Source organism: Geobacillus sp. GHH01 (assembly GCF_000336445.1).
GTDB classification, from domain to species: Bacteria; Bacillota; Bacilli; order Bacillales; family Anoxybacillaceae; genus Geobacillus; species Geobacillus zalihae.
In genome coordinates this window covers 2147543-2162098 of sequence record NC_020210.1, presented here as the reverse complement: position 1 = coordinate 2162098, position 14556 = coordinate 2147543, and the positions used below count along the sequence as shown (strand labels likewise).

The following is a 14556-nucleotide window of genomic DNA, read 5'->3' as shown; positions in this document are numbered from 1 at the left end:
AGCCGCCTGCTTATTTGTGATCATCTTCCGCCGAGAAAATCTCGCTTTTACCCGTAAATGTAAGTCGGGATGAATCCGGGCTTCCTTTGCGAATCTCCCTATTGCCCCCAATGGGCAAAAAGTATACAATGGATGTAAATAGAACAAACGTTCTTTTTGAGGAGGGAGGGCTATGCACAAAGCCTATCGCTTTCGGCTGTATCCCACCCGAACACAGGCAAAACTCCTCAACGAGACGATTGGGTGCTGCCGATTTGTGTACAATCACTTTTTGGCCGAGTGGAAGGAGACGTATGAAACCACGGGAAAAGGACTCGGCTACAACGAGTGTTCCAAACGATTGACAGCTTTGAAGAAAACCCTTCCATGGCTGAAAACCCCTGATTCAACCGCCTTGCAAAACGCACTGCAGCAGTTGGCCGAGGCGTTTGACCGGTTCTTCGAGGGAACGGCGAACGCTCCCCGCTTCAAAAGCAAAAAACACCCGAACCAATCGTACACCGCCCAGTGCAACTACCCAAAGAACGGACGCCCTACGATCGAAGTGGACGGCCATCGGTTGAAACTTCCCAAGCTCGGATGGGTGAAGTTCGCCAAAAGCCGCGAGGTGGAAGGCCGCATTCTCTCCGCCACGATTCGTCGAAATCGAGCGGGGAAGTATTTCGTCTCCATTCTCGTGGAAACGGATATTCCCCCATTGCCCCAAACCGACAAGAAAGTGGGCGTCGATTTGGGGTTGAAACAGATCGTAGTGCTTTCCACAGGCGAAACGATCGAACACCCCCGGTATTGGCGCCGGTATGAAGAAAAGCTCGCCTACTGGCAGCGGGTGATGGCTCGTCGAAAGCCAAGCGGTTCGAACTGGGAGAAAGCCCGTTTGAAAGTGGCCAAGCTTCATGAAAAAATCGCCAACTGCCGGAACGATTTCCTGCACAAACTGTCCACCCGCCTCATCCGCGAAAACCAAGTGGTGTGCGTGGAGGACTTGCGTGTTAGGAACATGCAAAAGAATCGCAAGCTGGCTAAATCCATTTCCGATTCCGCGTGGGGGAGTTTTCTTCGCATGCTCGAGTATAAAGCGACATGGTACGGGCGGACGGTGGTTCGTGTTGCGAGCACGTTTCCCTCGAGTCAATTGTGCTCGTGCTGCGGGCATCGGCACGTCGAGGTGAAATCGCTTGGCATTCGCGAGTGGGTGTGCCCCGCCTGCGGAGCCGAACATGACCGGGACCATAACGCTGCCCGGAATATTCTAAATGAAGGGCTTCGACTGCTGTCGTTGTAGGGCGGCTGAACCGTGGGACGCACGGGGATGGCTTGGCGGACATCCTGCCGCGGGGCGGGTGTTCCCAAGAATCTCCCACCTCGAAATGCGGGCGGGAGAGCGTTCAACTGAACGGAGAGGGATTATAAGGCCGCTTGTTTGCAGCGGCCTTAGTTGAGCGCTCCAATGAGCGCATCCTTGGTATCACAGTGAGGCGCTAACTAATCGCCACTCCTGCACTCGCATACCCCATGACGGAAGCGGCGATTGAAAGGCCGGAAGTGGTGATGAAAAACGCCATGAGCAGCCGGTCGCCAGTATTGACAGGCACGTTTATCCTGTGACAATGCCGCTGGCGTTTTGGGCTAGGGAGATGGGAAAGGTGATTGATGGCGTTAATGTAATGAGCGTGCCGGGAATAGGCGAAAATACGTTGCTGGATGGAGAAGTGGCGATATACAATTGAGCGCGGATCGTAGCCGTTCCTAAAAGCGCTGTGCCCGTTGTGGCGGAAAAATTGGCTGCGACAGCAGTAATGATTCCTGAACGCGGAATGGTAAGGGAAAAATTCGATGTGCCCCCAAGGTTTATGGTTCCTCCCACTAAACTGATGCTTGAAGCAGCGTTTCCAAATCCGATCAAACTTGCGGTGTTGGCCAACCCAGCTATAGTGGCAGTCAAGACAACCGTTGTTCCTGAAGCGAATGGAATGATGGCTCCTGCTCCAGCGGGTCCCGTAGGTCCGGTCGGTCCTTGGGGTCCAATGGGGCCCGTGGGCCCTGTAGGTCCCGTGGGTCCTGTTGGTCCGGTATAGATTTTTACAATCGGCGGCCATGTTCCGCATAAAGGGGAAAGACATTTTACTCGAATAGGACGTCGGTCAGACAAGCGGCATAACCTCCTTTCATCGCGATTCATCGGCTTGGTGGAACGTGCTTTCGGCGGCGAGAATGGATTGCAGCAAGCATTCGTTGTGCAACACTGCATGATGCTGAGGAACGTATTGTTTGGCTTTTTCGTTATGTTGGTATGCTAACTCGTACTCGCCCATGTAAAAGTAACATACACAAAGCTGCAAGTGGGGAAGCCAAGTCCAACAAGCATGATGAACAAATCCCCAGCTGTCGGAAGGCATTGTGAGCTGAGTGGCTAAATGGTACCAAAATGCGGCAAGCCGATATTGCTTGCGCTGAAGAAAGTAATAGCCGAGCCGGCAGCAGCATTCAGCCCGAGGGGTATCGTATTCGAAAGATTGGTACACATATCGAAATGCCTGTTCTTCATCACCAAGTGCGTAAAAACAGTCTGCCAACTTTCCGCAGGCGGCGATGCAATCTTCCACCCACCCTTTTTTTGTCTGCAAAAACTGTTCATAATACTGAATGGCCCGCTCGTATTGTTGATGGTCGAACAGTTCGTTGGCGAAGTAAAAGAGATCTCTTGGCGAAAATTCTGCTCCTTGTGCCAACTGCCTTTCATAAATTTGCAAATTTCGATCTGAAGCGCAGCGATTGGGTTGATGAATAACCGTAATATCGCTGTTGAGAATCGTTCCCCATACTTCTAGATATTCATGAACCATCCCATGCCATCGGAAGCGGTTGGACCGTTTGACGAGGCGGTTTCGACGGACGCTCGAAATCGTCTTCCCATATTCATCTTGGGCAAGGCTGTAAATCATGGTGACTGAATCGATGTCAGACGGAAGGGTGTGCTTCAGTGTGAGAAATTTTGTTTGCTCTTCTGCCGGCAGGATATCGTCTGCGTCCAGCCAAAAAATATAGTCCATTGCGGCGTGGGAAAAGGAGAAATTTCTCGCCGCCGAGAAATCATCGCTCCAAGGAAAGTCGATGACTCGTGCGGTGTAGGATCGGGCGATTTCTTTCGTGCGATCGGTCGACCCTGTATCCACAATCACGATCTCGTCTACGAGATGTCGGACGCTGTCCAAACAGCGGGCAAGGACGTCTTCTTCATTTTTGACGATCATGCAAAGACTGATGGTGATCAATTTCCTTGCACCTTCCTTTCGACCATGTTGCTGCTTTACAATCATGCAGGAATGTGCTTATGCCAATGCCGCATGGCGCTGTAAAAAAGAGAAAAATAGGCGGGGCGAAGAAAATCCCTTCATCCCCTTGGCTGATAAATGGAGGAGATGAAGGGACTTGGTTTTTTGGCGGGTCGGCTTTAAGTGGCAGCTTTCTGTAAGGCGGGTGCTCGCCAAATCTTATCGCTTCGAAGCGTCAGCACAAATAGGAGGGTTTAAACCGCTTCAATAGGAATGAATTCCCATTTGTTCACATCAAATAACCCTTGGTCGGTCAGCTTGAGCTCCGGGATGACCGGCAAGGCGAGGAAGGACAGTGTGATAAACGGGTTGAAGGCATGGCTTGAGCCGAGCGAGTCCAGCGCTTCATGGATCTGTTTCAATCCATTTAACACTTCAGTATAATCTTTTCTTGTCATCAATCCGCCGATCTCAAGCGGCAGGCTGGCAAGCACCGCTCCGTCTTTGATGACCGCCAAGCCGCCGTGCTGCTGGCGGAGCTGTTCGATGGCGGCGGCGAGGTCGCGATCGTTTGTTCCGGCGGCGATGATATGGTGTGAGTCGTGCGCGATCGAAGAAGCGATGGCGCCTGCCTTGAATCCGAAGCCGCGGACGATGCCAAGGCCGATGCCGAGGCCGCGATGGCGTTCGACGACAACAAGCTTCAGCAAATCCCGCTCGATCGACGGGCAGAAAGCCCCTTCCTGGACATCAACGTCCGTGATGAGGTGGTTCGTATGCAAATGGTTCGGGATGATCTCGATGACATGGGCTTTCGTTCCTCTTTTCATCGGGATGCGAAGATCGGTTTCGTCCACTGCTTGGCAACGGATGGAGTGAAGCAATGGCTGTTCAAGGCTTTCTGCCGATCGTTCGGCCGGAAACACCGTCTGTCCATGTTGGGCCACTAGTCTTCCCGCTTTGAAGACGTGGGTGATGTTCAATGTTTCCAAATCGTCAACGAACAAAAAGTCGGCGTCATATCCTGGAGCGACAGCGCCTTTTGTCGGCAAACGGTAGCACTCTGCGGCGTTCAGCGTGGCCATTTGGATGGCCAGAAGCGGGTCGAGCCCGGCGCGAATGGCGAGCCGCACATTATGGTCGACGCTTCCTTCGAACCATAAGTCATCAAGATGTTTGTCATCCGTGCAAAACAGAAAGCGGCGCGCGTTGTGCTCAGTGACGGCAGGAAGAAGTTTTTCGAGGTCTTTAGCGACTGATCCTTGGCGAATGAGCACGTACATGCCGCGGCGAATGCGTTCAAGCGCTTCGTCGACGGTGACGCATTCATGATCCGTATGGATGCGGGCGCTTCGGTAGACGTTGATGGCGTTGGCATCAAGGCCGGCCAAGTGGCCGTCGATGAGGCGGTTGGCGTTTGCCGCGAGCGCCAGTTTGTCGAGCATCGACGAGTGTTGTTCCCTTAATGACGGATAGTCCATCACTTCCGCCAATCCGAGAACGCGTTCATCGTTGAAAAACGGCGCCAGTTCCGCAGCGGATAAGGAGGCTCCGGCATGTTCGAACGAAGTGGCGGGCACGCACGACGGCAGCATCATATACACATCGAGCGGCGTCCGTTTCGCATCGTCGAGCATAAATTGTATGCCGCGGACGCCAGCGACATTGGCGATTTCGTGCGGATCGGCAATGACGGTCGTCACGCCATGCGGGAGAACGACGCGGGCGAATTCGCTCGGGGGCACCATCGACGATTCGATATGCACGTGTCCGTCAATCAGCCCCGGGCATATATAACGCCCTTCGGCATCGATCGTTTTCCTTCCCTCATAGCGGCCGATGCCGACGATCATCCCTTCCGCAATGGCGAGATCCCCTTCGATGATTTCGCGCGTAAACACGTTGACGATTTTCCCGTTTTTGACAACGAGATCCGCTTCGGTTTGTTTCGCTGCGGTGGCTAGCTGTTTTTGTAAGATCGAATTCATGCTGCTGACTCTCCTTTCCTCATGTCCATCGCCTGATCATCGGCGGAAATTGGTTTCATTGTAATGAGCCAGCTGACAAGTTGTCAACCGCTTTGGTTCGTTTTTTGCCATGCGTATGGCGCTGTTGTTTTCGCCTCTCTTTATAAATGTAACAATGTTATGCTGCAATTAACAAAAGGAAGGGGGTGTGCGGCTCATGGAACAAGAATTGATCTCGAAAAAAGGACTGCTTGAGCTGACGGGCATTTCGTACGGCCAGCTTTACCGCGATATCACAGCATTTTGGCCATGTTCATTTGCCTGAAATGGCCTCAAAACTGTCGAACTCAGGAAATAAAATCCGGCGTTTTAAGGCTGTCTCACAAAGATGAGATAGCCCTTTTTACATATGGCTTGACAAAGAAACAGTTCTTCAGTTAATGCCACAAGCAATGGATAGCATATTGCTTTTCTTATTTTTGGGCCATTTCAAAATAAAATTTGTCTGGAAATGGAGAGCCCCTCTTTCCCAAATAGTATACATAATGAACAATAGTATATTTTTTGATACTATGTAAAAATAAAGTGCGTACTTTTAAAGGCAAAACATACATAGTATACTCATCAGTGTGTAAGAGATAAACACATAAAAATGCTACTGCTTATGCAACCTGCAAAATTTTTATGAGAGGTGAAGGATTCATGGAATTACAATTAGCATTGGATCTCGTAAACATTCCAGAAGCGAAACAATTAGTAAAAGAAGTTGAGGAGTATGTGGATATTGTAGAAATCGGCACTCCAGTTATCATTAATGAAGGTCTTAGAGCTGTAAAAGAAATCAAACAAGAATTTCCTCACTTAAAAGTATTGGCAGACTTAAAAATCATGGATGCCGCCGCATATGAAGTCATGAAAGCGTCCGAAGCCGGAGCCGACATTATCACGATACTTGGAGTTGCTGAAGATTTGTCCATCAAAGGTGCTGTGGAAGAAGCTAAAAAACAAGGCAAAAAAATATTGGTGGACATGATCGGGGTTAAAAATTTAGAAGAACGAGCGAAAGAAGTAGATGGGTTTGGAGTCGACTATATTTGCGTACACACAGGTTATGATCTTCAAGCAGTCGGCAAAAACTCTCTTGAAGACCTTGCCACAATCAAACGTGTCGTGAAAAACGCAAAAACTGCGATCGCAGGCGGCATTAAATTAAACACATTGCCTGAAGTCATTAAAGCAAAACCTGATCTTATCATCGTAGGCGGCGGTATTACTGGCCAAGAAGACAAACGCGCTGTAGCTGCTGAAATGAAAAAAATGATCCAACAAGGTGAATGAATGATGCAAGCTACGCAATATTTAGGAGAAATCATCAAAGAGTTAAATCGGACAGCCGATTTAATCGCCGCGGGAGAAGCGGAAAAATTGGTGAATGAGATTCTCAAAGCAAAGAAAATTTTTGTAGCTGGCGCAGGCAGATCTGGATTTATGTCCAAATCTTTTGCGATGCGAATGATGCACATGGGGCTAGACGCCTATGTCGTAGGCGAAACCATCACCCCTAACCTAGAACAAGACGACATTTTGATCATTGGATCGGGTTCAGGGGAAACGAGAAGTTTAGTTTCCATGGCTGAAAAAGCGAAAAGCTTAGGGGCAACCGTAGCGTTAGTGACCATTTTCCCTGAATCGACCATTGGACAATTGGCTGATATCACGGTCAAATTGCCTGGCTCGCCTAAAGACCAGTCAGATAACGGATACAAAACGATACAGCCGATGGGATCGCTTTTTGAGCAAACCCTCTTGCTGTTTTATGATGCGATCATATTAAGATGCATGGAGAAAAAAGGATTGGACTCCAATACCATGTTCAAAAGACACGCCAATCTGGAATAGAGTATAAGGAATGCTGCGCAGACATCTTTAACCATTCGAAATTTTAAACTATTTAAACGAAATTTTCAACTTAATCACGGGGGAAAGGAGAAAAGGCCGCAAAGCTTTCTTTAAGAAACGCTTTGCGGTCTTTTTTTGATCGGGAGATTGGATTCTTGTGATCGATCCATGATCGTTCATTCCCTTCGTGCACATCAGCCGCTCTCCCACTATCAGCATTCCCTCGATGATCATTACAAATCAAATCGGTTATAGTCGGAACGCGGGGGGGGGGGGGGGGGTGCCAAGACTTTTTGCAAAATCGATGACCACTCCTTTCATGGTTGCACGCGGCGTCAAAAACTCTCAAAAGTCTGTTGCCTTCCATAATCCATCGGTAAAATCGTGCGATGGTGGCAAATGTCATTCAGCAAACCTTGAAGAACGCAACTCCGCATGCAGATGTCAGGAAACGGCGAACAAAACGCCCGCCCTCGGCAACGGGTATTCCCGCTGCAGAAGGCGGGCAGTCTTTATCGCTATTCTTTGCCGCAGAACTCTTCGTCGTAATAGAAGTCCTGCTCAAACTCCACCCACCCGAAAAAGAGGGGACGAGGCTCCTCGACCATCTCTAAGCGATAGACGGTGCTGACGTAGAAGGGGATATCGGGTTCTTTGACCGGCGCCGGTGCCATGTGCGCCCAGTCTAGGAACACAATATCCTCTAACAGATAGTCTTGGAAGGCGCTCAGCATGTCAGTGATGGCAAAGCCCATGTCAAGGATGCCCTGCTGGATCTGCCGCCATTTCCGCCAAGAGGCCTCCAAGTAAGAGAGTCCAAAATAGCCCGCGGCACCGGGCCCACGCACCCCCTCTGTACAGCGGCTTAGAAAAAGCAGGAGTCCCTTGACGGTGTCGACCGGGTCCGTGAAGAACACATCAAACTGGCCGCGGAGATGGGACGGCAATTCATCCCGCACATCGTAGACCTCGGCGTGGACGTGGTCCCAACCTTGGTCCTGAGCCACATCGCGTACAAAGCGGACAATGCGTTCATCCACGTCCAAGACACAGATGCGCCGCGGCAGCCCCGAGAGCGCAGCTGCAATGCTTGTAAGGTCATCATCGCCCAGCAGCAAAATGTCTCGCCCCATCAGATCTCCCTGTTGGGCCATCAGTGCCAGCCGCCGAACGGTTGTCTCGGGCGTCACATACCCTTGGTCAAAGTCGGGCGTCGCCTTGGGCCGCATGGCTGCGATATCTTGAAAAGCAGCAAGGACGCTGTCAAAAGGCGGCCTCAGAACAATGCCGCGCCCCGCGCAAACCTCACAGCGCTGTTCGGCCACCCGTTCTAGGCCCATAGTTTCTGCCTGACGACGCCCTTTCTCAGTGATCACAAAGCGGTCGCCGTTGTAGGCCGCCAGCTCTCCCTCCAAGAGCGACTGCAGCGCCTTCAGCACTTGGTGCGTCTGGGCTTTCCCTTCCCTCATCAGTTCCCAGTAGGATTTCGGGCCAAAGCAAAGCGCACGAAGCAGAAGCGTGTCGATCCGACGACTTTCCGCAGCAATACCGACTTTCGACATGGGTACCACTCCTTTCGCCCTAAAAGAGTAAAGACCGTTCCGCTCCGGCACCCCTTCGTTTTCATCGAAAGGAGCGACATGAAACATAGAAAGCAGCGGTTCAAACGTTTTTGGAACGCTTGCCTTCTTAGCGTGAGGCCTAACGATCATCCGAAAGATAAAGCATCCTTCCCCTTTCCAGCATCGAAATAGCATTTTTGCTGCTTTCGATAGGGAAACGATAAAAGACGCGCTGAAGTTGGAAGAATTTTTTTAAGGTTCCATAAGCATGGTGTTTTTATTAAGGTTTAAATCGGTAATAGCGGTATGGTGTTTTTCGCCTCTAGTTTTTCCATCATTTCATACCAATCCCTTGGTTTGTTCGATAAGACAGAATAATAACGTTTCAAAAACTTCACAACAAGATCCGCTGGAAGTTCATTCACGCTATCGTCCATCGGAAGGAAACAAAGATCAAGCCCGGTTACGGCTTCTCCATCATTGTTCCAAGATGGATGGACATAAGGGAAGTCAAGCCGCTTATATCCCAAATGAGATAATACCTCACGACGAACATATGGATCCATCGGCTTAATCCCGCCAAATTCATAATGCTTCACCCGATAAGGATCATAAATCTCGGCGAACATGCCATACAACTGCTTTCCATTTGCAGCGGCCCAATTTTGCAAATCCTCCAGCCGCTTTTTGGCTAAAAACCGGCCGATCCCCAGTCCTGCTTGGCCGATAATGGTGAAATCTGTCATCGCGACATTTAAATCTTCATAATAACGGTACTCCGTTGCGCCTACTACCTCTCCTTCGTGAACAGCAACGCACACACGAATTCCCGGATCTTCCAGAGGCTCTTTCCACAAATCAAATGCCAATACTTCTTCCGGAGGAAATACATTTGGCATCAATTGATGCATTTTCTTAAACAAAGGGTCTTCAATGCTCGTAATTCTGCGATACTCCATTTTCATCATTCTCCTTTAAGATTTTGCGCGATAAAAAGGATTTTTCCATTCCATCAGTGCAGCATAATTGCACGATTCTTCATCTTCTAAATAGTTCGCCACCACTTTGACAGGTGTGCGGCCGCAGCGAAGCAGGAAGGTAATAACAGGATCTTTCAATTTGCCTTTTACTACCGCTTCGAGATATTGCTCCGCTGTCATCTCATGCGCTTTTTTATGATAGCCAGGCATCCTCCCTCCGCCTAACAGCCGCTCTAGTCCCAAATGAACAACCACTTCATACATGGATAGCATCAGCCATTTTCCCAGCCCCCATTTGCGGTAGGCAGGGCGCACGCCAATATCAACGACATAAAGCGTATTCCCGTTTGGGTTATGGTTGCGGATATATCCATGATCCGTGATCTCTTCCCATGTATGGTCCGGATGGCTGGGGTCAAAGTCGACAATAAGCCCTGTCATTGACCCCGCAATTTCGCCATTCACCTCAACACATAAGGCTCCCTCTGGAAAGAGTGTCACATGGTTTTTCAGCTGTTCCGTATTCCACCATAATTCAGACGGGAATGGCGGAGGAAAACTTTCCTGTTGAATGCGGATTAATCCAGGAAAGTCCTTTTCTTCATAATTTCGGATCACCGCTGGAACAGGACGATCTTGGTCAAAGACATAAAACTCCTTTCGATACATTCTTACCCCTCCTCTCTCATTATCCATCTAGCAACGTATCGCCCATTCATGTGGCGATACTGATATTATTAGGCACATCATTCCATTTAACAAGTAGATACTTTCGTGTTACATAGTGTGAAAAATTATACCTAAAAATAAAAAAAGAAATTCGGAATATTTTTTCCAGACCTTCCTCGCATTCGAACAGCCATGCCTAGTCCACATTATTGTGTAAAATCCATTCTCCATCCAGTGAACTTGGATCACTGGAAAACAAAAGCACTTTTTTGCCGTTTTTCTTTTTACGCCATTTTCGGGACTCCATCAACAGTCATCAACGCATATACAGAAAAACCAACGGACAGCGGTTCTTTCATAAAGATGGTTGTCCGTTGGTTTTTCGCGTCTAATTATAAAACTTATTGCTTTCCTCATTATCTTTCATGTGTGTATTTCTTTGTTTACCAGCAAAAAAAGAAAAGTGCATATAACATACACGCAGATCGTTTTCGAAGCTTTCATAACGGAGAAAGCTTTCTACTTGGCTGCTTCATTGATTTTTACTTGCCCCTTTACGACCGTCTCCATATAGTTTTTGCCCCATTCATACATCGCATCAAGAATTGGCATCAAACTTTTTCCATGTTCGGTCAATGAATATTCCACTTTTGGCGGAACAACCGGATAGACTTCGCGATGAACAATTTGATCTTGCTCCAGCTCCCGCAGCTGGTTAACAAGCATTCTTTGGGTGATCCCAGGCATGAGGGCTTTTAGTTCGCTAAACCGCTTCTTTCCCCCTTTTCCTAGATGCCATAAAATAAGCATTTTCCATTTACCGCCAATAACAGCGAGTGTTAATTCTTTTTCACAATTATACGTCTTGCCACAAACGTGTCCCATCATTTCACCCCCATGTTGATTATAACGCGATAGTATACTTTTTGTCACTTTATGATCATAAAGAACATACTTACAAATAAATGTTATATATCTGTTATTTTCACTCATTGCAAATGGTATTCATTCCTTCGGGATAATACAATCCATTCATTGCATCTGGATGCCTTTTATATCATTAAGTATATTTTTTTACACTATATTATATTTTTGTCACTACATGATAATAAAGTGCGTACTTCTCAATAAGTTTTATACACATTATACTAGCATCTGTAAACAATCACGGGTACTGGAGGGAGCAGCATGAATCGTTTTACTATTCCTCGCGATATTTATTTTGGAGAGAATGCTCTCGATGTTTTAAAAACATTGGAAGGAACAAAAGCTGCCCTCGTCATTGGCGGCAGCTCCGTCAAGAAAAACGGAAATCTTGATAAAATTCAGCAACTTCTTTCAGAAGCCAATATAGAAACAAAAGTGATTGACGGAATTACGACAGAACCAACCACCCAAATGGTAAAAAAAGGAGTGCGCATTCTTAATGATTTTCAGCCAGATTGGGTGATCGGGATTGGCGGCGGGTCAGTAATGGATGCGGCAAAAGCGATGTGGTTGTTCTATGAACATCCAGAATTGACATTTGAAGAAGCGACACGTCCATTTAGCCTGCCACGCTTACGCACAAGGGCAAAGTTCGTAGGAATCCCAACGACAAGCGGAAGTGCATCGGAAATATCCAATTTATCGGTTATTACTGATGCAGAAACAGGGGTCAAATATCCACTGGCTGATTTTGAACTGACGCCAGACATGGCGATTATTGATCCGATTATGGTCCAATCCATGCCGAAGCACGTTACAGCCTACAGCGGGATGGACGCAATCACACATAGTATTGAAGCATACGTAGCAAAGCCTCGTACGATTTTCACAGATTCCTTGGCTATTGAAGCAGCTCAAGTACTGAAAGAAAATCTTCTTGCTTCTTACCACGGAGATGCTAAAGCCCGCGAACAAGTTCATTACGCTCAGGCGATGGCTGGAATGGCCTTTGCTAACGCGGTGCTAGGAAATGTGCACAGTCTTTCACACAAAAGCGGCCCAATATTTAACATTCCGCATGGATGTGCCAATGCGATTTATTTACCATATGTAATCCAATTTAATCGCACGGTAGTCGAGGAACGTTATGCAGCAATTGCCAAACGGCTCGGTCTGGATGGGGAAAACAACAAAGAATTGGTGGATTCACTCATTGCTTGGATTCGTGACTTGAATAATAAGATGAATATTCCAAATACACTTCAAGAATACGGAGTGTCCGAAGAAACGTTCACCGCACACGTGGATGAAATGGCGGCCAATGCCGTAAAAGATCCTTGTACAAGCACAAATCCGCGTGAAACTTCTGTAGAAGAAATGAAAAAATTATATATCGCAGCGTTTTATGGTCTAGATGTCAACTTCTAAACAAATAAAAAAAGCAAAGCCTGTCACTAACATTCTTACCAGCGATAAAAAGATCGGATTCCATTGAATCTGATCTTTTTATCCCACCGTTTGCTTTTATATTTATATTACCATAGATGCCTTAAAAAAGGTACTAGGTTATTTTAATCATTTGCCTTTTAGCGGATGTATTTTGTTTAAACGTTCATGCACGACAAATACATGGACAAGACTTTCTCCCTGAAATGGGCATTATTCATAAAAAATACCAATTCAAGCAATGTAGTAAACGTTGTTATATCTGCTCTATCCACTTTATTCTTTTGGGAAAATGTTTCGAAAAGTCAGGGGGGATCACATTGGATTCAATGACCTTTATCTTGTTTGGAGCAACAGGTGATTTAGCGAAACGAAAAATTTTCCCTGCATTATATAATTTATTTCTTGATCAAAAAATGCCGCAGCCATTTTCCATTATTGGCGTAAGCAAAAGAGAATTGTCCGATGAAGCGTTTCAAACATATGTGGAAAATTCGGTAAAAACCTTTTCCAGACGTTTGGCAAATGACCGTTCCAAAATGAAGGAGTTTCTTCGCGCGTTTCGCTATATTTCTCTAGATGTAACGAATGTACAAGGGTATAAAAAGTTGCTTGAAATGGTTCAACAACGGGAAAAAGAATTGAATATTCCTGAAAACCGCATGTTTTATTTATCTGTTGCGCCGGAATTTTTTGATGTGATCGCGTCGAACATCAAGGAAAGCGGATTAGGATCCACAACAGGTTGGAAACGTCTGATTATCGAAAAACCGTTTGGCCACGATATCCAATCGGCCCAAGATTTAAACGAAAAATTAAGCCAAGCTTTCGAGGAAGAAGAAATTTATCGGGTAGATCATTACCTTGGAAAACCGATGGTGCAAAACCTTGAAGCTTTAAAATTCGCCAACCCTGTGTTTCAAGCGATATGGAATAATCAATTTATAGCCAATGTGCAAATTACAGCTAGCGAGACCGTTGGGGTAGAACAAAGAGCAAGCTATTATGATCAAGCAGGCGCCATTCGCGACATGTTTCAAAACCATATGTTGCAACTGTTGATGATGACAGCCATGCACTTGCCAAAACAAATTAGCGCAAAAGACATCCGTAACGAGAAAAGAAAAATTATGGAATCTCTTCGACCAATACAGAAGGAAGAAGTAGGCTTGCACGTTGTTCGCGGCCAATACGGTCCTGGAGAAATCGATGGCAGACCAGTGGTTGGATATAAAGAAGAACCTGGCATCGATGCTTCTTCGACAACGGAGACGTTTGTTGCGGCCCGTCTGTGGATTGATGATGAAAACTGGAGCGGGGTGCCATTCTACATCCGTACAGGTAAAAGAATGAAGGAAAAGTCCACACGTATCGTGATGGAGTTTAAAAATCCATTAAAGGAATGGTACTTGCCAAAAAATGAAGAAACAGCTCCTAATCTTTTGGTGATTCAAATCAATCCGAACGAAGGCGTTTCGCTGCAATTCAATAGTAAAAATGTATTCAACAACGGAAAGATGGAGCCTGTCCATATGGACTTCGCAACGAATCAGAAAGAGGTGCCTGAAGCGTATGAACTCTTAATTTTTGACGCTTTGCACGGCGATTCGACTTTCTTTGCCCATTGGAAAGAGGTCGAACTATCTTGGAAATGGCTGCAACCTATTTTAGAGGCATTTGCGGAAAACCTCCTTCCTCTTTACTCCTATCGTTCAGGATCGATGGGGCCAGAGGCGTCTTATCAATTATTGAAAGAAGACGGATTTTATTGGCGGTAAATAAGCTTTTCCGGAGCAAACCTGAAAACATAATTTCTGGATAAACTAATAGG

At 47.0% G+C, this 14556-nt stretch carries 12 protein-coding genes and 1 pseudogene; 6 read left to right on the top strand and 7 right to left on the bottom strand.

Annotated features, from left to right (window positions below):
* The first annotated feature begins 172 nt into the window (after positions 1-172).
* Positions 173-1285, top strand: coding sequence for an IS200/IS605 family element RNA-guided endonuclease TnpB (gene tnpB / locus GHH_RS10565; protein WP_015375160.1), 1113 nt, complete (start codon positions 173-175; stop codon positions 1283-1285).
* Between the two features lie 312 nt (positions 1286-1597).
* Here the strand turns inward: tnpB and GHH_RS18320 are convergent, their stop codons facing one another.
* The 3 genes from GHH_RS18320 to ade form a co-directional block, all read right to left on the bottom strand.
* Positions 1598-2182 carry an exosporium glycoprotein BclB-related protein gene (locus GHH_RS18320; protein WP_236612565.1) on the bottom strand — a complete coding sequence of 195 codons (585 nt, stop codon included), beginning with the start codon at positions 2180-2182 and terminating at the stop codon, positions 1598-1600.
* Positions 2169-3275: a glycosyltransferase gene (locus GHH_RS10555; RefSeq protein WP_015375158.1), complete on the bottom strand. Its 1107-nt coding sequence runs from the start codon at positions 3273-3275 to the stop codon at positions 2169-2171. The genes GHH_RS18320 and GHH_RS10555 overlap by 14 nt, the downstream gene beginning before the upstream one ends.
* A gap of 254 nt (positions 3276-3529) precedes the next feature.
* Positions 3530-5263 carry an adenine deaminase gene (gene ade, locus GHH_RS10550; RefSeq protein WP_015375157.1) on the bottom strand — a complete coding sequence of 578 codons (1734 nt, stop codon included), beginning with the start codon at positions 5261-5263 and terminating at the stop codon, positions 3530-3532.
* A gap of 196 nt (positions 5264-5459) precedes the next feature.
* Here ade and GHH_RS10545 point away from each other — a divergent pair.
* From GHH_RS10545 to hxlB, 3 genes and pseudogenes are all read left to right on the top strand, one after another.
* Positions 5460-5531, top strand: a pseudogene (locus GHH_RS10545) (DUF4004 family protein); the annotation flags it as partial.
* Positions 5532-5944: 413 nt separating this feature from the next.
* On the top strand, positions 5945-6580 hold the full coding sequence (gene hxlA, locus GHH_RS10540; protein ID WP_015375155.1) for a 3-hexulose-6-phosphate synthase: 636 nt from the start codon (positions 5945-5947) through the stop codon (positions 6578-6580).
* A 3-nt stretch (positions 6581-6583) separates the two neighbouring features.
* Positions 6584-7141, top strand: coding sequence for a 6-phospho-3-hexuloisomerase (gene hxlB, locus GHH_RS10535; RefSeq protein WP_015375154.1), 558 nt, complete (start codon positions 6584-6586; stop codon positions 7139-7141).
* Between the two features lie 518 nt (positions 7142-7659).
* Here the strand turns inward: hxlB and GHH_RS10530 are convergent.
* From GHH_RS10530 to GHH_RS10515, 4 genes are all read right to left on the bottom strand, one after another.
* Positions 7660-8703 (bottom strand): bis-aminopropyl spermidine synthase family protein, encoded by a 1044-nt coding sequence (locus tag GHH_RS10530; RefSeq protein WP_015375153.1) that lies wholly within the window; start codon positions 8701-8703, stop codon positions 7660-7662.
* A gap of 287 nt (positions 8704-8990) precedes the next feature.
* Positions 8991-9662 carry a hypothetical protein gene (locus GHH_RS10525; protein ID WP_015375152.1) on the bottom strand — a complete coding sequence of 224 codons (672 nt, stop codon included), beginning with the start codon at positions 9660-9662 and terminating at the stop codon, positions 8991-8993.
* 15 nt (positions 9663-9677) lie between these two features.
* Positions 9678-10352 carry a GNAT family N-acetyltransferase gene (locus GHH_RS10520; protein ID WP_015375151.1) on the bottom strand — a complete coding sequence of 225 codons (675 nt, stop codon included), beginning with the start codon at positions 10350-10352 and terminating at the stop codon, positions 9678-9680.
* A gap of 519 nt (positions 10353-10871) precedes the next feature.
* Complete coding sequence (locus tag GHH_RS10515) at positions 10872-11237, bottom strand: helix-turn-helix domain-containing protein (RefSeq protein WP_003252445.1); 366 nt, start codon at positions 11235-11237, stop codon at positions 10872-10874.
* A 303-nt stretch (positions 11238-11540) separates the two neighbouring features.
* Between GHH_RS10515 and GHH_RS10510 the strand changes: the two genes are divergently transcribed.
* Positions 11541-12707: an iron-containing alcohol dehydrogenase gene (locus GHH_RS10510; RefSeq protein ID WP_015375150.1), complete on the top strand. Its 1167-nt coding sequence runs from the start codon at positions 11541-11543 to the stop codon at positions 12705-12707.
* Positions 12708-13045: 338 nt separating this feature from the next.
* On the top strand, positions 13046-14503 hold the full coding sequence (zwf, locus tag GHH_RS10505) for a glucose-6-phosphate dehydrogenase (RefSeq protein ID WP_015375149.1): 1458 nt from the start codon (positions 13046-13048) through the stop codon (positions 14501-14503).
* Positions 14504-14556: the final 53 nt, after the last annotated feature.